We start from the raw sequence: 21,735 nt of genomic DNA on the forward strand, positions 1-21,735 counted from the left end.
TGTCGCCGTGCGTCTGACCCTCGGGTCCGCGTCCCGTTCCGCGGATCTGGAACGGGACGATCGTGGACGCTGGGCGTACCGTCCCGACATCGACGGTCTCCGCGCCGTGTCCATCCTGCTGGTGGTGTCGTACCACGTGTGGTTCGGGCGGGTCTCCGGGGGCGTCGACGTCTTCTTGATGCTGTCGGCTTTCTTCCTGACGCGCGGATTCCTCCGACGGATGACGGGGCCGTCGCCCGTAAGTCCGCTGACACACCTTCTCGGGATGTTCCGCAGGCTTCTGCCGGCGGCGGCGGTGACGCTGGTCGGCATCCTGGCTGTCGTTCGGGTCGTCTACCCGCCGACGGCGTGGCGGGCGGTCTGGGAGCAGACGTGGGCCTCGCTGGCGTACGTTCAGAACTGGCTTCTGGCCGCTGACGCCGTGGACTACTACGCTCGGACGGAGATTCCCAGCCCTCTGCAGCATTTCTGGTCGATGTCCGTTCAGGGGCAGGCCTTCGTCTTGTGGATCCTCCTGCTCGCCCTGTGCCAGGTCGTCGTCCGGCGGCGCGGGCTCTCCCCCGACCGGGTCGTGGCGGTCGTCTTCTCGGCGGTGTTCGCCGTCTCCTTCGCGTACTCCGTCGTGCATACCGCGACCGCCCAGCATTCCGCGTATTTCGACACGGGCGCCCGGTTGTGGGAATTCGCGGCCGGCTCCCTGCTGGTCGTGGCTCTCCCGCACGTCCGGCTGGCGGCGGGGGCCCGCGCGATCCTGGGCTGGATGGGCCTGGTGGGCCTTCTCGTGCTGGGGGCGGTGCTCGACGTCCAAGGCGGGTTCCCCGGCTTCCTGGCCCTGTGGCCGATCCTGTGTGCGGCGGCGATCGTCGTGTCCGGCTCGACGGACGTCCGCGGGGCGGGCCCCGCGCGTCTGCTCGCCTCTCGCCCCCTTCAGGCCGTCGGGCGCGACGCCTACGCCCTCTACCTGGTGCACTGGCCCGTGCTCGTCACCTTTCTCGTCCTGAACGAGCGCACCGAGGTGGGGCTGGTCGGTGGGGCGGGCATCGTGGCACTGTCCCTCGTGCTCGCGCGCGCCCTCACATGGGCGATCGACCGCCCGGTACGCGCATGGCGCCGCGGGGACGCCTCCCCTCTCGCCCCCGTCGCGGTGGTCACCGCGGCCGCGACGGTCGTGGTTCTGCCCCTCGGGGCGTGGCAGGTGTCGACCTGGGCCGAGCAGCAAGCGATCGCGGCCCGCGCCGAGGCGCTCAATCCCGGGGCGGCCGTGGTGCGCGACCCCTCCCTCCCCGAACCTCCCGCGGATGCCGCTCTCCTTCCCCTGCCGACGCTTCTCGAAGAGGAGTGGGTCCAGCTCGAGAACCTCTGCGCGGGGGACTGGACCCCCGAGGAGGAGATCCTCGTGGGGACCTGTTTCGAGGCGCCTCACGTGAGCCGCGCGTCACGCACCATCGCGGTCATCGGGGACTCCCACGCGCAGCAGGCGACCGGGGCTCTCCTGCCCGTGGCGGAGGCGAACGGGTGGGGGGTCGTGTCGCTGGTGAAGGGGGGATGCTCGATGGGCCTCGACGAGCCCGGGCTGGACGAGCAATGCGACGACTGGCGACGGGCCGCCATCGCGCTGGTCGAACGCGTCGTCCCGGATGCGGTCCTGACCGTCGTCACGCGCTCCGACGCCGGCGAAGACGACGAGACCCTCCGCCCCGGAATAGAGCATTTCCTGGACCGCATGGGCGGGGCGGGGATCGAGGTGCTCGCGATGCGGGACAACCCGCGTTTCGCCTTCGACATGTACGGCTGCGTGATCGAGGCGGATGACCCGCTGACGTGCGCGGTCCCGCGATCGGCGTCGCTCGCGGATCACAACCCCGCGGGCCACCTCGCCCGCCCGGGCGTGCACCTGCTCGACCTCACGCCCTGGATCTGCCCCGACGACCTCTGCGCGGGCGTGATCGGCAACGTCGCCGTCTACCGCGACGACAACCACCTCACCCGTCTGTACGCCCGAACGCTCGGTCCCTCGCTGGCTGAGCAGCTGACGTCCAGACTCGACTGACCGACCCGCATAGGATTTCGACGTGACCTCCGCCGCCGTCGGCGCCCCCGGATCCGTGCGGCGCTCGCTCCACTCGCTGTGGCTGCTGTCGGCGCGCGACCTGCGGGTGCGCTATTCCACGAGCGCCCTGGGATACCTGTGGTCGGTGCTCGACCCGCTCGTGATGAGCGCCATCTACTGGTTCGTGTTCACGCAGGTGTTCCACCGCTCGGTCGGGGAGGAGCCGTACATCGTGTTCCTCATCACCGCGCTGTTGCCGTGGGTGTGGTTCAACTCCGCCGTGACCGACTTCACCAAGGCGTTCAAGAAAGACGCGCGCCTCGTGCGCTCGACCTCGATCCCGCGGTGGATCTGGGTCGTGCGCATCGTGGTCAGCAAGGGCGTGGAGTTCCTGTTCTCGCTGCCCGTCCTCGTGCTCTTCGCCGTCTTCGGTGGCGCGCAGGTCTCGTGGGCCCTTCTCGCCTTCCCCCTGGCGGTGCTGCTGCAGACGATGCTGCTGGTGGGCCTCGGGCTCGTCGTCGCGCCCCTGTGCGTGATGTTCGGCGACCTCGAGCGCACCACGCGTCTCGTGCTGCGGGCACTGTTCTACGCGTCGCCGATCATCTACGGCGTCGGCAACCTGCCCGGGGTGTTCGCCGACATCGCCGCGTTCAACCCGCTCGCGGGCATCTTCACGCTGTACCGCGTGGGATTCTTCCCCGACCAGTGGGACACCCTCACGGTGGTGGTCGGCGCGGCCGTGAGCGTCGGCATCCTGCTGCTCGGTCTCGCGGTGTTCCCACGCCTGGAGCGTCCCGTGCTGAAGGAGCTGTGATGGAGCGTCCCGCGATCGAGGTGAACGGTCTCGGCGTGCGCTTCCGCCGCAATCGGCGTGGCAGCCGCAACCTGAAGGACCTGTTCGGCGGCGCCGCTCGACGGTCCCGCCCCGACGAGTTCTGGGCGCTGCGCGACGTGTCGTTCCGGGTGCAACCGGGGGAGTCCATCGGCGTGGTGGGGCGCAACGGTCAGGGCAAGTCGACCCTGCTGAAGCTCGTCGCCGGGGTGCTGCTGCCCGACGAGGGGCGCGTGGAGGTCGAGGGGGGCGTCGCGCCGCTCATCGAGATCACCGGCGGCTTCGTCGGCGACCTCACGGTGCGCGAGAACGTCCACCTCACGGCGGGGCTGCACGGGATGCCGCGCGCCGAGGTCGCGCGACGCTTCGACGGGATGATCGCCTTCGCCGAGATCGGCGACTTCGTCGACACGCCCTACAAGCACCTCTCCAACGGGATGAAGGTACGCCTGGCGTTCTCGGTCGTGTCGCAGCTGGACGAGCCCATCCTGCTGGTCGACGAGGTGCTCGCGGTGGGGGACCGGTCGTTCCGGGAGAAGTGCTACCGACGCATTGACGAGTTGCTCGCGGCCGGGCGCACCCTGTTCCTCGTGAGCCACAACGAGAAAGACCTTCGGCGCTTCTGCACCCGCGGGCTCTACCTCGATGGCGGCGAGCTGAAACTCGACGCGCCCATCGCCGACGTGCTCGAGCGGTACAACGCCGACTACACCACCGGCTGACGCCGCGCGCGTGAGCCGCCGGGCCGACGACCTCGAGCGTGCTCAGACGACGGGCTGCGACTGCTCCAGCGGGGGCATCGGCTTCCACGACGCGTCGCGCGTGATCCGGCGGCCGTCGCGGAGACCGCGGAAGAGGTGGCTCGTGCCGCGGACCTTGCGTTCGACCACCGCGAGGCGGATGAGCTCCTTGACGAACGTCAACGCCGTGCCGGCGGTGAACGGGACGGGACGGTAGACGCCCAGCGCCCGGTAGTAGTTCGCCAGGTGCCCGCGGTTGCGCATGATGTAGTACCGGTACGCGTCGCTGGAGGCGTTCATGTGGCGGATGCCCATGTCCCACTGCTTGATCTCGCGCGTGCGCCGCAGCACGAACTCGTTCACGATGACCGACTCGGTGTGGCGTGAGGCGAGCCAGCCGTACAGCTGGTCGTCCCAGTAGATGAAGAAGCGGGGGTCGGGGAGGCCGATCTTCGCGACGATGTCGCGGTGGATGAACATGCCCTCGAAGCATCCGGAGTTCATCGGCTTGTAGCCCGAGTCGTCGAAGCTCGCGGGCGCGAAGGGGATCGGGATGGCCATCGATTCGGCCACGCGGTACTGCCAGTAGAACTCGCTGCCGTCGTAGTCGTAGCGGCGCCCCTGGATGCTGCGGAAGCGCGGTGCCCAGCGGCCCATCCGTGCCAGGCCGTCGGAGACGACCTCCACGTCGTCGTCCATGAGCCACATCCACTGCGAGCCGAGCTCGTAGGCGACCCGCATGCCCTCGCTGAAGCCGCCGGAGCCGCCCGTGTTGGTCTCGAGGCGCCGGTAGACGAGGGTGGTGGGGAGGCGGTCGCGGAACGACTCGACCACCGCGGTGGTGTCGTCGGTGGAGGCGTTGTCGATGACGACGAGGTGCCCGGGCGCCGGATCCATCCGCTCGATGCTCTCGAGCAGACGCGTCAGCAGATGGGTGCGGTTGTACGTGACGACGACGATGGTCGCGGTCGACGGGTCGAAGGATGCCATGGTCAGGAACGCTCCTCGAAGGTCGTGCGCCACTGGTCGGCGGAGACGAGTTCGGGCAGGGCCCGGCGGTATCGCTCGGAGAGCGTGGGCCACTCCCGCTGCAGACGACGGTGCAGGCGCCAGCTGTCGACCAGCATGCGGCGGAACATCGCGCGGTCGCGGGTGTAGATGTTCTTGCCCGAGCCGTCGGCGGCGCTGACCAGGGCGCTGTCGTACAGCGGTACCCGCCACCAGTTCGCGTCGCCCTTGCCGAACTCCACCTCGGGTTGTTCGAGGTTCGCGGGCTCGGGCGTGTGCATCCAGTGCGAGAGCAGCGTCCGCAGGGTGAATGTGCGCAGCGCCAGGCCGGTGGGGCTGTCGTACTGGTGCTTCTTCAGACGTTTGAAGACCTGCCGGCCGCGGCGGGAACGCAACGGCACTCCGGAGTCGCGGTGGACGACCGTCTCCGGATGCTTCTTCGCGATGGCGCGGGCGTCGGGCATCGCCGTGGCGAGGTTCGCCCGCATGTGCTCCGGGCCCGACAGCACGTCGCGAAGTGCGCGCGATCGCAGCTCCACGGGGTAGTACTGCATCATCATCAGGTGCTTGAGGTCGACTCGTCGACTGTGGCGGATGAGGGTGCCGCCCCTCGGTGAGCGCGAGTGCAGCAGCGCCGCCACGATCCGGTTGCGGGCGTGGAAGTAGGCCTGCCAGTCGATCGAGTCGTCTTTGCCCAGCCACGACACGTGCCAGAGCGCGACCCCGGGCACCGAGACGGTGGGATAGCCGGCATCCCGGGCGCGCACGCAGAACTCCGCGTCGTCCCACTTGATAAAGGCGGGGAGCGACAGGCCGATCTCGCGCAGGATGCTCGTGGGGATGAGACACATCCACCACCCGTTGTAGTCGGCGTCCAGGCGCATGTGCAGAAGAGGGGTCTGGCGCAGGTTGGCGACGCTGAAGTCGTGCGGGAGGCGCTCCTGGAAGAGCGCACGCCACATGAAGGGAGCGTCATCGACGACCTCGGCCCACGCGTGCAATTTCGGGCGGTCCAGGAGGTCGAACATGTGCGCGCCGACGATGGTGGGCACCGAGGCGTACCGACCGAAGACGACCGAGCGGCGGATGGACTCCGGCTCGATGCGGACATCGTCGTCGAGCAGCTGCACGAAGTCGCTCCCCTCGCGCGCGAGCGTCTCCACCATCGCGCGAGCGAACCCGCCGGAGCCGCCCAGGTTCGGCTGCCGGATCAGTTGCAGGGTGTCGCCGAGACGGTCGGCCGCGGCGGGGAACGCGGCCTGGTCGGCGACCAGGTCGGTGCCCTGGTCGATCAGGAAGACCCGGTCGACCACGTCGAGGACGTCGGGTGAATCCGCGAGGGCGTTCAGCGTCTCGACGCAGTAGTCGGGCTTGTTGTAGGTGGTGATGCCGATGCTCGCCCTGCCGCCGCGGACGGGTTCCTGCTCCGTCGTCCACTCGGCGCCCTCGAACACCGCGTCGGAGCGGTCCGAGGCGACGTCGAACCAGATCCACCCGCCATCGCTGTACTGATCGAGGACCAGGTCGAACGAGGTCGACACCGCGTCTCCGCGCACCTCGCGCGTCTCGATGCGCTGCTTCGTTCCGCCGCCGTTGGAGCGGTACACCAGGATCGTGGCATCCCCCGAGGTGCGAACCGTCAGGCGCACCTGCCGCACCGCGGTCCAATGCTGCCAATACGAGGCGGGGAAGGCGTTGAAGTACGTTCCGAACGACACGCGGCGCCCCGCGACGATGCGGGCCCGATGGCGGTCGAGGATGTTGCTCAGCTGCGCGACGTTGGTGACGCGCACCGGCTCCTCGTCGATCGTCGACCACGTCTCCGGGTCGACGTACAGCGGAAGGAGATCGGGATCGCGGTCGAGCGGGAGCACCGCGTTCTGCAAGGTGTACGTCACGAAGAGGTCTTTCGTCGGAGGAGCAAGGCCTCGGGCGGGCAGCCCGAAGTCTACCGGGCGGGTCCTGCGCCGCCCTGAGCATCGGATCCCCGTTCGCCGACACCGGGGGCGGTGCCGGGTCCGGCCGCCCGCGGATCGAGCCGCTCGCGCCAGGAGCGCGACTGACCGGCCCGCACCGCGCACAGCGTCAGCAGCAGCCAGCCGGGGCCCGAGAGGGTGAAGCTCTCGAACAGCGACACCGTGAGCAGGGCCACGAGGGTGAGGGGAGCCCACGCGTGCACGACCGAGCGGCGCTCGCTCGCCACGAGCCAGCCGCGCGCGAGGCCGAGTCCGCCCAGCGCCAGGAACAGCAGCAGTCCCACACCGCCGAGCTGCAGGAGGACATCGAGGTAGGCGTTGAGCGCCGACGCGTGGCGCTCTCCACCGGCGAGGGTCACGAGCGCGAAGGGCACGGCATCCGCATCCCGCGCTCCGAACCAGCCGAAGCCCTGGACGGGGCGGATCTCGGCGACATCGACCACCCGCGCCCACAACTGCGTGCGCGTGGCGAGGTCGTCTCCCGCATGCAGGGCCGTCACGATCGTCGCGCGGAAGGCGGAGGCGATGCCCAGGGACACGACGAGCGCGAGACCGAGCGTCACCTGGGCGATGCCCCGACGGCCGGGGGAGAGGCGCCGGACGGCCGAGAGGGCGAGCGTGGCCGCTCCCGTGGCGAGGGCGACGACGATGACGGCGGGCGACCCGCTCAGCGCGGCGAGGGCCCCCGCGAGCATCACCGAGCCGATCGCGACGCCCGCCCGCACCGACTGGGTGCGGAACTCCACGAGGAAGGTGAGCAGGGCCACGACCGTGACGAAGCCGAGCGCGTTGCGGGTGCCGAAGATCCCCTGGACCGGACCCAGCTCGGCGATGGCGCCCTGGATGCCGAGGAACGGGATCGGCAGATCGAGCAGGATGCCGCTGAGCACCTCGAGGCCGAGCGAGATCCCCAGGAGCCACCGCAGCACGTCGCCGAGCGCGCGCACCGTCTGCAGCGCGTCGCGCACGTGGCCGATGACGACGGCGAGGACGGCGAGGCCCGCGAGCTGCGCCCACCCGCCGAGGGCCACGAGGGGCGCCGCGCTCCAGAACACGCTGGCACCGGCCCAGCCGAGCAGCAGCACGAGCGTCGTCGGTGCGAGACGGACGGGGTCGATCTCGTCTCGGCGGGCGACGAGCATCGCGACGCCGAGGAGGCACAGCCCGGTCAGGATCGTGGCGGAGGTGACGGCACCGGCCATCGCGGTGATCGCGACGTCCCCGAACACCGCCGCGAACACCGTCAGGGTGAACGCACGCGCGAACGCCGGGGAGGCGAGGAGGGGGAGCGGGGCGAAGCGGGGCGGGCCGATGCCCGTGGTCACGACACGGGTCTCTGCAGCTCGCCGCGCTCGATCGCGATGCTCTGCTCGCTCGGGCCGACGCCCACGAGCGGTGTCTGCTTGATCTTCGCGCCGAACAGCACCACGAACATCCAGCCCCAGAGCAGCAGCGGCCCCGATTCGGTGAGCCCCTGCACGACGAGCAGGGCGCCCACGAGCGTCGGCAGGAGGGTGAGTGGTGAGTGGGGGCGGTCGTCGCGCAGGTCCCAGCGCGGACGGTCGACCGCGAAGAACCACGAGCGCCACACGTAGGCGAGGAAGACGAGCGCCAGGAGCACCACCCCCACGCCGCCGAGCTGCAGGTAGGCGTCGAGCCACATGCTGTGCGCCTGCACGACCGTCTGACCGTGGTCGACGATCCAGCCGTCGATGAGGGGCTCCGTCGCGATCCACGGGGTCGAGAAGCCCCACCCGATGATCGGATGCTGATCCGCCCGGGCGACCACGTCGGCCCAGATCCCTTCGCGCCCCGTCAGGTCGGCTCCGCGCCCGAGCAGCCCGAAGAGCGCGTCGCGACCGAACCACAGCGTCGCGCCCCCGCCCAGGCCGATCGCCGCGTACAGCGCGTACCACCGGGTGCGCTCGCCGGGGCGTCGGGCCGTGCGCATGACGAGCACCGTACCGAGCACGAGCGCGATGAAGGCGGCCGAGATGAACGCGGTGGCCGATCCCGCCCGGACGAAGAGGAAAGCGGCCACGGCGATCCACACGACCAGCAGCGCCCGGCGGGGGGCGCCGGCGGCCAGGCGCACCGAGAACACGATGATCGCCACGAGCATGACCGCGGCGAGCAGGTTGGCGTTGCCGAACACGCCCTGGATGCGCCCTCCGTCGAAGAGATTGTCGCGCGACCAGTACACGATCGGGTCCATGCGCTCGTCGGGGACCACGAAGCCGGGCAGGAGCGGGCCGCGCACCACCAGCGAGACCGCGAGTTCGAACAGCAGCGACAGCCCCACGATCCATTTGGCCGCGGAGGCGACCGCGCGCACGACGTCGCGCCAGGTGAGCTGGGCCCCGATGAACAGGCCCTGGAACGTCGTGATCGCCAGCAGCAGCCAGGTGAGCACGGATGCCGCGGGCCACGCGCTCCAGGCGATCGACGCCGCCGCCCACGCCACGTAGCCGAAAGCGAGCCAGGGGAGGCGTCGCAGCGCCATCGGCGGGCGCGTGACGAGCCACACGGCGGCGGAGACCAGGGCCGAGGCGACGACCACGGCCCCGGCGACGACCGGCCCGACGGCGTTGATCAGACCGACGCCGCCGAGCGCGAGCACGAGGACGAACACGCACCAGGCGCGCAGCAGCAGGTGCCCCGTCGTCTCGCGCGGGGGCGCCGTCGGCAGCGCCGACACGGGGTGATTCGTGTGCATCGCCATGGTGCTCCCAGGCTACCGGTCGACCTCCGGGAGCGAGAGGTCGTGCCGATAGGCTGACGCCGTGCTGATCGCCCTCTCGAACACCCCCCGCGACTACGCCTGGGGCAGCCCGACGCTCCTCGCCGACCTCGAGGGCCGCGAGCCCACAGGGGCCCCCGAGGCCGAGGTGTGGTTCGGCGACCACCCCGGTTCTCCCGCCGAGGTGCACGACGGCTCCGGACGCACGCTCGACGCGTGGCTGCCCGCCGCGGCCGCCGAGCACGACGTGCCCGCGAAGCTGCCCTATCTGCTCAAGCTCCTGGCAGCCGGAGCGCCGCTGTCGATCCAGGTGCACCCCTCCAAGCAGCAGGCCGTCGAGGGCTTCGCGCGCGAAGAGGCGGCGGGCGTCGCGCGCGACGCCGCCGAGCGCAATTACAAGGACGACAACCACAAGCCCGAGGTGATCGTCGCCCTCAGCGACACCTTCACCGCCCTCGCGGGGCTTCGCGACCTGGCGCGCACCCGCGCGCTCGTCGACCTCCTGGGCGACGCGCCCGCGGTCGCCGCCCTGCGGGCCCACCTGAGGGGCGACGACTCGGCCGACGCCCTGCGCTCGGCGATCGGCTGGCTCCTCGGCGAGGCCGACCCGGCCGCGATCGAGCAGATCGTGGATGCCGCGGCATCCGCCGAGTCGGAGGAGTACGCGGCCGAGCTGGCGTTGACGCGTTCGCTGCACTCGGCCTACCCCGCCGACCCGGGCATCGTCGTGGCGCTGTTGATGAACCTCGTCGAGCTGAGGCGCGGGGAGGCGATCTTCGTGCCGGCGGGTGTCCTGCACGCCTACGTCGCGGGGCTCGGGGTGGAGATCATGGCGGCGAGCGACAACGTGCTGCGAGGCGGCCTGACCCCCAAGCACATCGACGTGGACGAGTTGCTCTCGCTCGTGGACTTCCGTCCCGCCGAGCCGCCGTTCCTGCGCGCCACGCCGTCGGGGGCGGATGCCGAGGTGTTCGCACCGGACGTGGAGGATTTCTCGCTCGGGCACCTCGCCGCGGGCGGGGCGACCGAGCTGCCGCTCACCGGCGTCGCGATCGCGCTCGGTGTGGCGGGGCGGACCACCGTGTCGGGTGCGTCGGGGAGCCGGCTCGTGCTCGAGCCCGGCCAGGCGGCGCTGGTGACCGCCGACGAGTCGCCGCTGGCGACCGACGGCGGCGGCGAGGTGTTCGTCGCGATGCCCGGCGACTGAGGGCGCGACACGCCGTACGGCCTCGTGAAGGTTCAGGTGGGCCTTGAGGGTTTACGATCCGCGACTTGACCAATCCGAATCACACGGGTGTAATTATGTCTGCGCGGCACCGCGTCATGGGGGCTCGAACGAGGCGGAGGACGAGATGGCGACATCGCAATACCGGTCCGGTGTCCCGGACAACTGGTTCGTGGATCCCGTCGATCTCGGTGTCCCCGGCGTCCGCCGTGACATCGACGCCGTCGAGGAGAACACCCTCGCCTGGCAGACCGACGCGCTGTGTTCGCAGACCGACCCCGAGGCCTTCTTCCCCGAGAAGGGCGGCTCGACCCGTGACGCGAAGCGCATCTGCACGTCGTGCGACGTGAAGTCCGAGTGCCTCGAGTACGCGCTGCAGAACGACGAGCGCTTCGGCATCTGGGGCGGTCTGAGCGAGCGCGAGCGCCGCAAGCTCAAGCGTCGCGCCTGATCCTGCGCGCCGGTCGATCCGCTCCGGTGAGCGATCCCGAGCCCGACGGCGCGGCGTCCGAGATCGCGGGGGAGCGCGCCTAGGCTGATCCGCGTCATGCCCGCCCGAGTACACGCCATCCTCGTCGTGCGTCCCGAAGGACGCACGCCCGCCGCGAACCACCTGCAGCGCACGCTCGCAGCCCTCGCGGCCCAGACCCGTCCGGTCGACGCCCTCACGATCGTCCTCTGCGGCGCCGATCAGGCCCTGACGCAGGTGGCGGCGACCTCGGGTGCCGAGGGCGTGATCACCGCCCCGGCGGGAACGCCCTTCGCCGTGGCCACGGCGCTGGCGACCCCGCGCTTGACCGGCGACACCGTCTGGCTGCTCGCCCAGGACACCGCTCCCGACCCCGATGCGCTCGTGCGTCTGGCGGGGGCTCTCGAGCTCTCCCCCTCGCTCGTGATCGCCGCCCCCAAGCTCGTCGCCTGGGACGACCGGGGCGAGATCCTCTCGCTCGGGGTGAGCATGGACCGCTACGGCGGCACGGTCGAGCTGGCCGCGGGTGAACTCGACCAGGGCCAACGCGACGGTGACGCCGACGTACTCGGCGCCGACGTGCGGGGCATGCTCGTGCGTCGTGACGCGTGGAACGCGCTCGGCGGGCTCGATCCCGCTCTCGGCGGGGCCGATGAGGGCCTCGACCTCGGCGTGCGTGCGCGTCTGGCCGGCAACCTCGTGTCGCTCGTACCCACTGCCCGGGTCGCCGTCGCGGGAGACGGCGTCGCCGCGATGGCGCGCGGACGTCGCCGGGCGCGTCGCCGCGCCTTCGCCACCCGCACCGCCCAGCTGCACCGCCGCCTCGCCTACGCTCCCGCCCCCGCGGTGCTCCTGCACTGGTTGTCGCTGCTGCCGCTGGCGTTGTGGCGCACCATCCTGCACCTCGTGACGAAGGTGCCCTACCGTGTGCTGCCCGAGTGGGGGGCGACGCTGCTCGTGATGGCGCGTCCCGCCGCCGTCGCGCGAGCGCGCCGCCGCATCCGCGCCGTACGCACGGTGGGGTGGTCGCGCATCGCCCCGCTGCGCGTGTCGCGCACCGAGATGCGACTGCGCTGGGACGCCGACGGCGGCGACCCGGAGGCGCCGGTGCGCTCCGAGCTGCGCTTCTTCGTGGGCGGCGGGGCGTGGACCGTGCTCGGCGCCCTCGCCGTGTCGGCCGCGCTCTTCGCCCCGCTGCTGGCCTGGCCGGTGCTGGGCGGCGGCGGTCTCGCACCCCTGCGCGCCAGCGTCGCCCAGCTCTGGCAGGACGCCGCGTGGGGAGCCCGCCCCCTGGGGCTGGATGCCATCGGCCCGGCCGATCCGTTCTCGGCTCTCGTGGCGCTCATCGGCTCCCTCTCACCCGGCGACCCCTCGCGAGCGTTCGTCGTGCTGTGGGTGCTCGCGTTGCCCCTGGCGGTGCTGGGCGGCTGGTTCGCCGCCACGCGCGTCACGGAGTCGTCGCTCCTGCGCATCACCGCCGGCCTCGCCTGGGCCCTGGCGCCCACCTTCCTCGCCGCTCTCGTCGAGGGTCGTCCCGCCGCCGTGCTGCTGCACCTGCTCCTGCCGTGGCTGTTCTTCGCCGCCAGCGTGGCGCACCGCTCATGGGCGCCCGCGGGCGCGGCATCCCTGCTGCTCGTCGCGGTGCTCGCGTGCGCGCCGTCGCTCGCGCCCGCGGTCGTGGTGCTGTGGTCGGCGGCGCTCGTCGTCGTGGCGCTGGTCGCGGGACGCGGCGTGGCCCGCGTCATCTGGTTGCTCGTGCCGACCGCCGTCGTGTTCGCCCCCCTCGTGTGGACCCAGGTGCGCCGCGGCACCCCGTGGGCACTGCTCGCCGACCCCGGTGTGCCCTACGCCGGGGCGGAGGCGAGTGCCGACCCCCTCGGTCGTGCGCTGTTGGCCGCGGGCTTCCCCACCTCCGACCCCGGTGGCTGGGCGAGCGTCGTCGACGGCCCCGTCTGGTGGGTCGGCCTGCTCGTGGCGCCGCTCGCCGTGCTCGCGGTGCTGGCCGTGCTCACTCCGCGGTGGGTCACGGCATCCGCGCTCCTGGTCATCGCCGTGACGGGTCTCGCCACCGCTTTCGCCGCGGTGGGCGTGGCGGTGTCCTTCCGCGACGCCGTCCCCGTTCCGCTCTGGGCGGGTTCGGGGCTGAGCCTGGCGTGGATCGGCGTGGTCGGCGCCGCCGTCGTCGCCCTCGACGCCGGCGTGGTCGATCGCGTGCGAGCGCTCCGGCCCGTCGGTGCGCTGGTGATGCTGGCCGCCCTCCTGGTGGCCGTCGCGCCCGCCCTCACCGCGCAGACCGCCCCCGTGGACAGCGGCCGCTCGGTGCTGACGAACGGCCCTTCCTCGACCCTCCCGGCCTTCGTCGCCGCCGAGGGCCGCGGTTCCACCGACATCGGGACCATCGTGCTCGATCCACGCGCCGACGGTCTGCGCGTCGACGTCGTGTGGGGTGGGAGCGCCACCCTCTCGGGGCAGAGCACCCTCCAGGCCACCCGCACCGCCGCGAGCCCCGCGGACCAGGAACTGGCCGCCCTCGCCGCCGACCTCGTGACGCCCTCGGCCGACGACGTCGTCACGCGTCTGGCCGACCGCGGCATCGGGTTCGTGCTCCTGTCTTCGGCGCCCGCGGGTGAAGACGACGTGATCCGCGGGGCTCGACTGGGGGCGGCGACCTCGCTCGACCAGCGCGACCTCCTCGACCCCGTCGGCGCGACGTCACGGGGCGACCTGTGGCGCGTCAACACCGAGATCGTGCCGCGCGCGGCCATCGACGACCACCAGCGGCGCCTGCAGCAACTGGTCGCCCTCGGCTCGCTCGGCGTAGTCGTCGTCGCCCTTCTGCTGGCCGCGCCCACCGCCGCGTCACGTCGCGTGGCCCGTCGGACCCCGCGCACGGTGGGTCCCACCCCGGGAGGTACCCGATGAGCGATCGTCGCCTCGTCCGCTTCGCCGCCACGAGCGCCCGCGTCGTGGCCGGAACGGCCGTGGCCGCCGCCGCGGTCGTCGGGACGGTGGCCGGCATCGCCGCGCCCTGGCCCGAGTACGCCGCCACCCCCGTGCGCGTGGAGGCCACGCCCGCCCCCTCCGACACGGTCCTCGCGTGCGACGGACCGCTCCTCGCCCTCGGCCGCAGCGCCGACGCCGCCGGTGGGCTGAGCGCCGCCGCGGCGCAGCAGATCGTGAGCGGGCCCGCCGACGCCGATGCCTCCCTCACCTCGCTGAGCGGAGCCACGGGCGACGCCGACGGCGACGCGCAGGCACTGCGGGCGGCCCCGCGCGATCGCGTGCAGACCTCGCTCGCGGCCGCCGGTTCGGCCACCGCCGTCTCCGCCGACCTCACCGGCTTCGCGGCCTCCTCGTGTCGGGCGCCCCTCGCCGAGTCGTGGCTGGTCGGCGGTGCGTCGACCACCGGTTCGAACGACCTCGTCGTGCTCGCCAACCCCGGCGACGTCCCCGCGACGGTGCAGCTGTCGGTCTACGGTGCGCAAGGGGTGTCGACGCCGCCCGGCGGCAGCAACCTCGTGGTCCCGGCCGGGCAGCGACGCGTCGTCCCCCTCGCGGGTCTGCTGCTGGGCGAGGAGAGCCCCGTCGTCCGCGTCGTGGCATCCGGCGCTCCCGTGCACGCGTCGCTCCAGGCGAGTCTGACGCGCGTGCTGCTGCCCGGCGGGAGCGACCAGGTCGCTCCGCTGGCCCAGGCCGACACCCGGCTGGTCATGCCGGGTGTGCAGGTGCTGACGACGGGTGAGGGGCAGGCCGGAACGGTGCTGCGCCTTCTGTCTCCGGGATCGGATGCCACGGCCACGGTCACCCTCGTTCCCCTGGATGCCGGAACCACGGCGCCGGCGCCGACCGACGTTCCGCTGAGCGCGGGGCTGCCGACCTCGCTCGATCTCTCGGGACTGGCCGCGGGGGCGTACACCGTCGAGGTCTCGGCCACCGCCCCCGTCGTGGGCGGGACGTGGTCGACCACCGGTTTCGGCGAGGGGGCGGACTTCGCCTGGTACGCCCCGGCGCCCGAGTTTCCCTCCGACGGGGTGTTCGCGGTGGCCTCCGGCGTCGGGGCGAGCCTCGTGCTCGCCGGCGACACGGGCGACGCCACCGTGACGGTGACGCCGGTCGACGGCGGGGAGCCCCTCTCCTCGACCGTGACCGCCGGGGCGAGCGTGGCACTGCCCCTCGGGCCGGGCGTCTACCGTCTCGACAGCGACGCTCCGCTGCGTGCGGCCGTCTCCTACGCCGGGGCGGGCGCGCTGGCCTCGTACCCGCTGTGGCCCGCGGATGCGGCTGCCTCGGCCGTGACGGTCCTGCCCTGACGCGCATCGCGCGCCGGGTATCGGAGGTGCGGCCGACGTATGTGCGCCGTCGGGTGGTCGTCCACCGCGCGCGGGGCGGCCCGTTGGCTCAGAAGAAGCGGAAGCGCTCGGGGCCGAGGTCCCAGGGGTCGCGATCGAGGAATTCGGCCGCAGCGCGGAACACCGCGCCCTCGATCATCATGCGGCGGTGCAGGTCGTCGTCGTGATGCGGATGGCCGAGCCGCTCGATCGGCACGCGATACAGGATGATGCGTTTCTCTTCGCGCAGCACCGTCCATCGCGGGATGCCGTCGACGGCGGCCGGGGGCATGATGCCGATCTCGAACGAGACGTCGCGCAGGTCGGTCCAGGCCGATCGGAGGAACTCCGCGGCCGCGCCGACGGCGACGTCGAACCGCTCGACGCGGGTGTCGATCGGGGGCAACGGCGGGCGCACGACCGGACTGCGGTTCTCACGTCCGTGCCGACCGTGGCGGGAGGGGCGGGCGACCGGCCGCGCTTCGCGGGATCGACGACGCATCATGCGCCCATCCTACGTTCGCGGGTGCGTCGTCGCGGCGCTGACTCCGCCCTCGCCCGCCGTCCGGCGGGCTCCGCGTCGCACCGTCCCGGCGCGGCGTCGACCCGGTGCCGGGGGCGCTGACTAGGCTGACCGCGATGCGCGACAGACTCTGCTCGAAGGTCGGGTGCGCCCGCGAGGCGATGAGCACCCTCACCTACGACTACGGCGACCAGATGGCGGCCCTGGGCCCCCTCGGTCCCGCCGCGGACCCGCACGCGCACGATCTGTGCGCGATCCACGCCGACAGGTTGTCGGTGCCGAAGGGCTGGGTCGTCGTGAGGCACGAGACGCTGCGGGCCTGACTCCGGCGCGCGCCTCGGCCGAGAGCCGGTCCAGCGCGCGATCCTCGCGTCCGCCGCATCCCGCCCGTCACCTCGGGTCCGGGGCATCCCGCCCCCGCGCCGGGAGCGGAGGTCGGCGGGCGGGGATCAGGCGCGTTCGGTGAGGCCGGCGGCGCGCTCGTTCTCCAGAATGAGGGCGCGGTACTCCCGATCGCGGCGCACGGCCGACACCGCGCGCACGAGGGTCTCGGCATCCACCGCCGGCACGGGAGAGACGAACGGGCGGACGGCGTCCGCGAGATCCGCGGCGACACGCGCGCGGGGCGCGGGCTCGAGGGCGTGCGCCCCGCGGACGAACTGCGACATGCGCGCGGCGAGGCGGTCGGGCAGACGCGAGACGTCGGCGACCTCGGCCCACTCCTCGAGGCCCTGCGGCACGCCCGGGGCCGGCGCGGGAAGACGCGGCGTGCGGGTGCGCTCGCTCGCCGTTCCGGCGAGCAGGTCGCCCAGGCGCTGGGCGCGCGGGGTGAAGATGCCGACGACGGCGGCGATCGCGCCGAAGGTGAACCAGATCTCCAGCACGCCCGTGAGGGCACGGATGAGCGCCTGACGGAACCCGGCGGCGCCTCCGTCGGTGCGCACGATGCGCGCGCCCACGGCGAGGCGCCCGAGACTGCGTCCGCGGGAAAGCGTCTCCACGGTCGTCGGCACGACGACCATGACGAGCACCAGGAGCGTGATCGCCCCGATGCCGACGGCCGACTCCGGGATCGATCCCCGCCCCACCAGCACGAGGAGGAGGATGACCCCGCCGACCAGCAGCGCCGCTCCGACCAGGAAATCGATGATCGCGCCGACCGCACGCAGGAAGAAGCCGATCGGCTGCACGTCGAGGGCGACGGCCTCGCCGGTGAGGGTCTCGTCGGCGTCGGTGTGCACGAGAGCGACCGCGGGAGAGGGGGACGCCGGGGAAGCCATGCGTACAGTTGACCACATGGACCTCGACGCCCTCACGGCCGCGCGCCGCCGGGAGTGGGAGCGGCTCGACGAACTCGGCCGCCGCCGCCGCCTGCGCGGCGACGAGGTGGACGAGCTCGTCACCCGCTACCGCGCCGCCTCGGCCGACCTCGCCGACATCAAGACGTCGGCCGGTCGCACGCCGCAGGGCGACTACGTCTCGATCCTGCTCGCGCGCACCCGCCTGCGCCTGACGGGCGTGCGGGAGAACGTGCTGAAGCAGCTGCCGCGGTTCTTCCTGCTGCAACTCCCCGCGGCGCTGTACCGCGTGCGGTGGATGACGCTGGCGGTGACGGTGTTCTTCCTGGCCGTGTCGACGATGGTCGCGCTCTGGATCTCGGGCGACCCCGCCGCCGTCGCCGCCCTCGGCGCGCGCAGCGATCTTCAGAACTACGCCGACGAGCAGTTCGTGAGCTACTACCGCGAGAACCCCAACGCGATCTTCGCCGGGACGGTCTGGACCAACAACGCGTGGATCGCCGCGCAATGCGTGCTGTTCGGGGTGACCGGCTTCTGGCCGGTGATGGTGATCATGCAGAATGCGGTCGGCGTCGGACAGTCGGCCGCGATCATGATCGCCTTCGACCGCGCCGACGTGTTCTTCCAGTTCATCCTCCCGCACGGTCTCCTGGAGCTGACGGCGATCTTCGTCGCGGGAGCGGCGGGTCTGCAGATCTTCTGGGCCTGGGTCGCTCCCGGGCGTCGCACCCGCGCGACCGCGCTCGCGGCCGCCGGCCGGTCGCTCGCGACGGTGGCGGTGGGTCTCGTCTTCGCGCTGGCGCTGTCGGGTCTCGTCGAGGGTTTCGTCACTCCGCGCGAGTGGCCGTGGCCGATCAAGATCGCGATCGGCGCGGCGGCCCTGGGGGTCTTCCTCTTCTACATGCTGTGGGTCGGCGGCCGCGCCGCCCGGGCGGGCGAGACGGGCGACCTCACGGAATACGAGGCGGGGACGCCCACGCTCACGGCGGGGTGACGGCATCCGGGATTCCCACCGTTTCCCGGCGTGTCATTTTTGATTCACTCAAAACTAGCTAGGCTTGTCGCATGCTCGACAGTCAGCCGGATGCCACCGCGGATGCGCTCATCCGCGGTGCGGGTCTGCGGGTGACGGCGACCCGCGTCGCCGTTCTCGACGCCCTCCGCCTGCGGCCGCACGCCACCGCGGACGACGTCTACGACGGCATCCGCGGCTCCCTCCCCGGCACCAGCAAGCAGTCGGTGTACAACGCCCTCGGCGACTTCGCCGACGCGGGGCTCGCGCGGCGCATCGAACCTGCCGGTCACGCCGGCACGTTCGAACTGCGCGTCGGCGACAACCACCACCACGTGGTGTGCACCGGATGCGGACGCATCGACGACGTGGACTGCGTCGTCGGCGCCGCGCCCTGCCTGCACATGCCGGCGGGTAGTGGTTTCACCATCCAGACCGCCGAAGTGACGTTCTGGGGGCTCTGCCCCGACTGTCGAGCGACGTCCGAAGCCGAAAAACCGAGAGGATCCCGATGAGCGACGCTCTGAACGGGTGCCCCGTCTTCCACGATGGAGCCGCCCCCGACGACAACCGACTGCCGGTGGGCGAAGCCCCCGCCGACAGCGAGCCCGCCGGCGCCCTGCCCCACCCGACCCAGGGATCCGCCAACCGCGTGTGGTGGCCCGAGTCGCTGAACGTCAAGATCCTCGCGAAGAACAACGCGCTGCGCGACCCGCTCGACGAGGGCTTCGACTACCGCGCCGCGTTCGAGGCGCTCGACCTGGAGGCCCTGAAGAAGGACATCCAGCAGGTCATGACCACCTCGCAGGACTGGTGGCCCGCCGACTTCGGCCACTACGGCCCGCTGATGATCCGCATGGCCTGGCACAGCGCCGGCACCTACCGCGTGACCGACGGCCGTGGCGGGTCGGGCGCGGGCATGCAGCGCTTCGCGCCGCTGAACAGCTGGCCCGACAACGTCAACCTCGACAAGGCCCGCCGTCTGCTGTGGCCCATCAAGAAGAAGTACGGACAGTCGATCTCGTGGGCCGACCTGCTGATCCTCGCCGGCAACGTCGCGCTCGAGGACATGGGCTTCCCGACCTTCGGCTTCGCCGGCGGCCGCACCGACGTGTGGGAGCCCGACGACGACGTGTACTGGGGTCCCGAGACCACGTGGCTCGGTGACGAGCGCTACACGGGCAACCGTGAGCTCGAGCGTCCGCTCGCCGCCGTGCAGATGGGTCTGATCTACGTCAACCCGGAGGGTCCGAACGGCAACCCCGACCCGCAGCTGTCGGCGCACGACATCCGCGAGACGTTCGGGCGCATGGCCATGAACGACGAGGAGACCGTCGCCCTCATCGCCGGTGGCCACACCTTCGGCAAGACCCACGGCGCCGCGAGCGACTCGAACGTCGGTCCCAATCCCGAGGCCGCCGACATCGAGGACCAGGGCCTCGGATGGAAGAACAGCCACGGCACCGGCACGGGCGACGACACCATCACCAGCGGCCTCGAGGTCACCTGGACCTACCACCCCACCCGCTGGGACAACGAGTTCTTCCACATCCTCTTCGCCTACGAGTGGGAGCTCTTCCAGAGCCCCGCCGGCGCGCACCAGTGGCGTCCGGTCAACGGCGGGGGAGCCGACATGGTCCCCGAGGCGCACTCGGACGGACGCCGCGAGCCCCGCATGCTCACGAGCGACCTGGCCCTGCGCGTCGACCCCGCGTACGAGAAGATCTCGCGCCGATTCGCCGAGGACCCCGCGGCCTTCCAGGACGCCTTCGCCCGCGCCTGGTTCAAGCTGACCCACCGCGACATGGGTCCGCGTGAGCGCTACCTCGGCCCCGAGGTGCCCGAAGAGGTGCTCGTCTGGCAGGACCCGGTGCCCGCCGTCGACCACCCGCTCATCGACGCCGCCGACGCCGCGGCGTTGAAGCAGCAGATCCTCGACAGCGGCCTCACGGTGGCGCAGCTGGTCACCACGACGTGGGCGGCGGCATCCACGTTCCGCGGCAGCGACAAGCGCGGCGGCGTGAACGGCGCGCGCATCCGCCTCGAGCCGCAGAAGAGCTGGACGGTCAACAACCCCGAGCAGCTGGCATCCGTGCTCGAGGTGCTCGAGAAGGTCAAGGCGGAGTTCGACGCGCAGGCTGCGGGCGGCAAGAAGGTCTCGATCGCCGACCTGCTCGTGCTCGCCGGCAACGCCGGTGTCGAGCAGGCCGCCCGTGCGGGCGGCGTCGAGGTCGAGGTGCCCTTCACCCCCGGCCGCACCGACGCCTCGCAGGAGCAGACCGAGATCGCCTCGTTCCGCTGGCTCGAGCCCATCGCCGACGGGTTCCGCAACTACGCCTCGCGCGAGGCCCGCCTCCCGGCGGAGTTCCTGCTTCTCGACAAGGCCAACCTGCTCACCCTCACCGCGCCCGAGATGACCGTGCTCGTCGGGGGCCTGCGCGCGATCGGTGCGAACTGGGACGGCAGCGACTGGGGCGTGTTCACCGACACCCCGGGTGCGCTGACGAACGACGTGTTCGCGAACCTCCTCGACCTCGGCACGACGTGGAAGCCGCTGGACAGCGGCAAGCACGCGTTCCAGGGCACCAAGGACGGCTCGGGCGAGAAGGTCGGCATCGGCACGCGCGTCGACCTGGTGTTCTCGTCGAACTCCGAGCTGCGCGCGCTCGCCGAGGTGTACGCCTCGGACGACGCGAAGGAGAAGTTCGTCCGCGACTTCGTCGCCGCGTGGCGCAAGGTCACCGAGCTCGACCGGTTCGCCCGGGTCTTCGACACACCCACCGACGCGGCCCGACCCACCGGGGGCGGGCCGCGTCGTCGTGCGCGGGAGGGGCGCCGCCCGCGGGGTGGTGCTGCTCCGCTCGCGCGAGGGTTTTCCGGTCGCGCGGTCGTTCTGTGCGGGCGCGGCGCATATGTGGGTAGCGCGGGCACGGAAGGGCAGCGCGAGCGGGCAGTTCGGCAGCGCGAGCGGGGCGGGCAGCGTGCGCGGAGCCGCAGCATCCGTTCCCGGGACGCGGGGGATCGGCCGAGGTGCGGGCTTTTGGGCGCGGGTTGCCCGCATGCTGGCCGGAAGCCCGCGTATGGGCCGGCCGAAGGGCAGAGCGAGCGGATGCGGCGGCGCGGCGGTCAGCGCGAGTAGTGGGCCGCGAGGCGCGCGAGGCCCTCGTCGAGGCTCACGGTGGGAGCCCAATCGAGCTCGCGGCGGATCGTCTCCTGCTCGAACCAGTGCGCGGTCGACAGCTGCTCGGCGAGGAATCGCGTCATCGGCGGCTCGTCGGAGCCTGGGCGCACGGCCCACACGCGCTCGACGAGCCCTCCGGCGGCGCGGGCGAGAGGGGCGGGCACGCTGAACCGGGGCACGCGCACCCCCGCGGCGCGGCACATTCCCGCGATCAGGTCGCCGACCGGGCGGGGCTCGCCGTTCGTGAGCACATAGGCGCGCCCCCCGACGTCGGGCGCCTGGCGCAACGCCGCGACGATCCCCGACGCGGCGTTGTCGACGTAGGTCGAGTCGATGAGGGCCGTGCCGCCGTT

General features: G+C 72.1%; 17 protein-coding genes and 1 pseudogene. 11 read left to right on the plus strand and 7 right to left on the minus strand.

Annotated elements, in window-relative coordinates:
• Window positions 1-7 precede the first annotated feature (7 nt).
• The 3 genes from ACK4LS_RS10125 to ACK4LS_RS10135 are packed head-to-tail and all read left to right on the plus strand — an operon-like array spanning window position 8 to window position 3,604.
• The gene (locus ACK4LS_RS10125) at window positions 8-2,050 is read left to right on the plus strand and encodes an acyltransferase family protein (RefSeq protein ID WP_409716711.1); all 2,043 of its coding nucleotides are present in this window, start codon (window positions 8-10) and stop codon (window positions 2,048-2,050) included.
• A 22-nt stretch (window positions 2,051-2,072) separates the two neighbouring features.
• The gene (locus ACK4LS_RS10130) at window positions 2,073-2,864 is read left to right on the plus strand and encodes an ABC transporter permease (RefSeq protein ID WP_409716713.1); all 792 of its coding nucleotides are present in this window, start codon (window positions 2,073-2,075) and stop codon (window positions 2,862-2,864) included.
• The gene (locus ACK4LS_RS10135; RefSeq protein WP_409716715.1) at window positions 2,864-3,604 is read left to right on the plus strand and encodes an ABC transporter ATP-binding protein; all 741 of its coding nucleotides are present in this window, start codon (window positions 2,864-2,866) and stop codon (window positions 3,602-3,604) included. The genes ACK4LS_RS10130 and ACK4LS_RS10135 overlap by 1 nt, the downstream gene beginning before the upstream one ends.
• A gap of 42 nt (window positions 3,605-3,646) precedes the next feature.
• Here the strand turns inward: ACK4LS_RS10135 and ACK4LS_RS10140 are convergent, their stop codons facing one another.
• The 4 genes from ACK4LS_RS10140 to ACK4LS_RS10155 are packed head-to-tail and all read right to left on the minus strand — an operon-like array spanning window position 3,647 to window position 9,328.
• A complete protein-coding gene (locus tag ACK4LS_RS10140) occupies window positions 3,647-4,612 on the minus strand; it encodes a glycosyltransferase (RefSeq protein WP_409716717.1) in 966 nt (321 codons plus the stop codon).
• 2 nt (window positions 4,613-4,614) lie between these two features.
• Entirely contained in the window at window positions 4,615-6,528 is a 1,914-nt protein-coding gene (locus ACK4LS_RS10145; RefSeq protein WP_409716719.1) for a glycosyltransferase, read from the minus strand.
• Window positions 6,529-6,578: 50 nt separating this feature from the next.
• Window positions 6,579-7,931, minus strand: coding sequence for an O-antigen ligase family protein (locus ACK4LS_RS10150; protein ID WP_409716721.1), 1,353 nt, complete (start codon window positions 7,929-7,931; stop codon window positions 6,579-6,581).
• On the minus strand, window positions 7,928-9,328 hold the full coding sequence (locus ACK4LS_RS10155; protein WP_409716723.1) for an O-antigen ligase family protein: 1,401 nt from the start codon (window positions 9,326-9,328) through the stop codon (window positions 7,928-7,930). Before ACK4LS_RS10155 ends, ACK4LS_RS10150 begins: the two co-directional genes overlap by 4 nt.
• Before the next feature lie 61 nt (window positions 9,329-9,389).
• Between ACK4LS_RS10155 and manA the strand changes: the two genes are divergently transcribed.
• The 4 genes from manA to ACK4LS_RS10175 all read left to right on the plus strand — a co-directional run bounded on the left by manA (window position 9,390) and on the right by ACK4LS_RS10175 (window position 15,350).
• Entirely contained in the window at window positions 9,390-10,553 is a 1,164-nt protein-coding gene (gene manA / locus ACK4LS_RS10160) for a mannose-6-phosphate isomerase, class I (RefSeq protein ID WP_409716725.1), read from the plus strand.
• Between the two features lie 145 nt (window positions 10,554-10,698).
• Window positions 10,699-11,022, plus strand: coding sequence for a WhiB family transcriptional regulator (locus tag ACK4LS_RS10165; protein ID WP_409716727.1), 324 nt, complete (start codon window positions 10,699-10,701; stop codon window positions 11,020-11,022).
• 96 nt (window positions 11,023-11,118) lie between these two features.
• Window positions 11,119-13,962: a glycosyltransferase gene (locus ACK4LS_RS10170; protein WP_409716729.1), complete on the plus strand. Its 2,844-nt coding sequence runs from the start codon at window positions 11,119-11,121 to the stop codon at window positions 13,960-13,962.
• Window positions 13,959-15,350 carry a DUF5719 family protein gene (locus tag ACK4LS_RS10175; RefSeq protein WP_409716731.1) on the plus strand — a complete coding sequence of 464 codons (1,392 nt, stop codon included), beginning with the start codon at window positions 13,959-13,961 and terminating at the stop codon, window positions 15,348-15,350. The genes ACK4LS_RS10170 and ACK4LS_RS10175 overlap by 4 nt, the downstream gene beginning before the upstream one ends.
• An 88-nt stretch (window positions 15,351-15,438) precedes the next feature.
• Here ACK4LS_RS10175 and ACK4LS_RS10180 read toward each other — a convergent pair whose 3' ends face one another.
• The gene (locus tag ACK4LS_RS10180; protein WP_409716733.1) at window positions 15,439-15,873 is read right to left on the minus strand and encodes a hypothetical protein; all 435 of its coding nucleotides are present in this window, start codon (window positions 15,871-15,873) and stop codon (window positions 15,439-15,441) included.
• A 134-nt stretch (window positions 15,874-16,007) separates the two neighbouring features.
• On the opposite strand from ACK4LS_RS10180, the gene ACK4LS_RS10185 reads away from it, so the two are divergent.
• Window positions 16,008-16,214 carry a DUF3499 family protein gene (locus ACK4LS_RS10185; RefSeq protein WP_353665947.1) on the plus strand — a complete coding sequence of 69 codons (207 nt, stop codon included), beginning with the start codon at window positions 16,008-16,010 and terminating at the stop codon, window positions 16,212-16,214.
• Window positions 16,215-16,340: 126 nt separating this feature from the next.
• Here ACK4LS_RS10185 and ACK4LS_RS10190 read toward each other — a convergent pair whose 3' ends face one another.
• Window positions 16,341-17,171 (minus strand): RDD family protein, encoded by an 831-nt coding sequence (locus ACK4LS_RS10190; protein WP_409716735.1) that lies wholly within the window; start codon window positions 17,169-17,171, stop codon window positions 16,341-16,343.
• Window positions 17,172-17,187: 16 nt separating this feature from the next.
• Here ACK4LS_RS10190 and ACK4LS_RS10195 point away from each other — a divergent pair, with 16 nt between their 5' ends.
• The 3 genes from ACK4LS_RS10195 to katG all read left to right on the plus strand — a co-directional run bounded on the left by ACK4LS_RS10195 (window position 17,188) and on the right by katG (window position 21,340).
• Window positions 17,188-18,183, plus strand: a complete 996-nt coding sequence (locus ACK4LS_RS10195; RefSeq protein ID WP_409716737.1) for a stage II sporulation protein M — start codon at window positions 17,188-17,190, stop codon at window positions 18,181-18,183.
• A gap of 71 nt (window positions 18,184-18,254) precedes the next feature.
• Window positions 18,255-18,716: a Fur family transcriptional regulator gene (locus ACK4LS_RS10200; protein ID WP_409716739.1), complete on the plus strand. Its 462-nt coding sequence runs from the start codon at window positions 18,255-18,257 to the stop codon at window positions 18,714-18,716.
• Window positions 18,713-21,340, plus strand: coding sequence for a catalase/peroxidase HPI (gene katG, locus ACK4LS_RS10205; protein ID WP_409716741.1), 2,628 nt, complete (start codon window positions 18,713-18,715; stop codon window positions 21,338-21,340). The genes ACK4LS_RS10200 and katG overlap by 4 nt, the downstream gene beginning before the upstream one ends.
• Here katG and ACK4LS_RS10210 read toward each other — a convergent pair.
• Window positions 21,328-21,735 (minus strand): annotated as a pseudogene (locus tag ACK4LS_RS10210) (NAD(P)-dependent oxidoreductase); the annotation flags it as partial. The gene katG and the pseudogene ACK4LS_RS10210 sit on opposite strands and share 13 nt — an antisense overlap.

The organism is Microbacterium sp. (assembly GCF_046295495.1).
In the GTDB taxonomy this organism is placed as follows: domain Bacteria; phylum Actinomycetota; class Actinomycetes; order Actinomycetales; family Microbacteriaceae; genus Microbacterium.

Excerpts from the sequence above, each read along its gene's own strand:
- ACK4LS_RS10170 (WP_409716729.1), top strand. The coding sequence starts at position 11,119 with ATGCCCGCCCGAGTACACGCCATCCTCGTCGTGCGTCCCGAAGGACGC.
- ACK4LS_RS10175 (WP_409716731.1), top strand. The coding sequence starts at position 13,959 with ATGAGCGATCGTCGCCTCGTCCGCTTCGCCGCCACGAGCGCCCGCGTC.
- ACK4LS_RS10185 (WP_353665947.1), top strand. The coding sequence starts at position 16,008 with ATGCGCGACAGACTCTGCTCGAAGGTCGGGTGCGCCCGCGAGGCGATG.
- ACK4LS_RS10200 (WP_409716739.1), top strand. The coding sequence starts at position 18,255 with ATGCTCGACAGTCAGCCGGATGCCACCGCGGATGCGCTCATCCGCGGT.
- ACK4LS_RS10195 (WP_409716737.1), top strand. The coding sequence starts at position 17,188 with ATGGACCTCGACGCCCTCACGGCCGCGCGCCGCCGGGAGTGGGAGCGG.
- ACK4LS_RS10165 (WP_409716727.1), top strand. The coding sequence starts at position 10,699 with ATGGCGACATCGCAATACCGGTCCGGTGTCCCGGACAACTGGTTCGTG.
- katG (WP_409716741.1), top strand. The coding sequence starts at position 18,713 with ATGAGCGACGCTCTGAACGGGTGCCCCGTCTTCCACGATGGAGCCGCC.
- ACK4LS_RS10140 (WP_409716717.1), bottom strand. The coding sequence starts at position 4,612 with ATGGCATCCTTCGACCCGTCGACCGCGACCATCGTCGTCGTCACGTAC.
- ACK4LS_RS10190 (WP_409716735.1), bottom strand. The coding sequence starts at position 17,171 with ATGGCTTCCCCGGCGTCCCCCTCTCCCGCGGTCGCTCTCGTGCACACC.
- ACK4LS_RS10135 (WP_409716715.1), top strand. The coding sequence starts at position 2,864 with ATGGAGCGTCCCGCGATCGAGGTGAACGGTCTCGGCGTGCGCTTCCGC.
- ACK4LS_RS10155 (WP_409716723.1), bottom strand. The coding sequence starts at position 9,328 with ATGGCGATGCACACGAATCACCCCGTGTCGGCGCTGCCGACGGCGCCC.
- ACK4LS_RS10180 (WP_409716733.1), bottom strand. The coding sequence starts at position 15,873 with ATGATGCGTCGTCGATCCCGCGAAGCGCGGCCGGTCGCCCGCCCCTCC.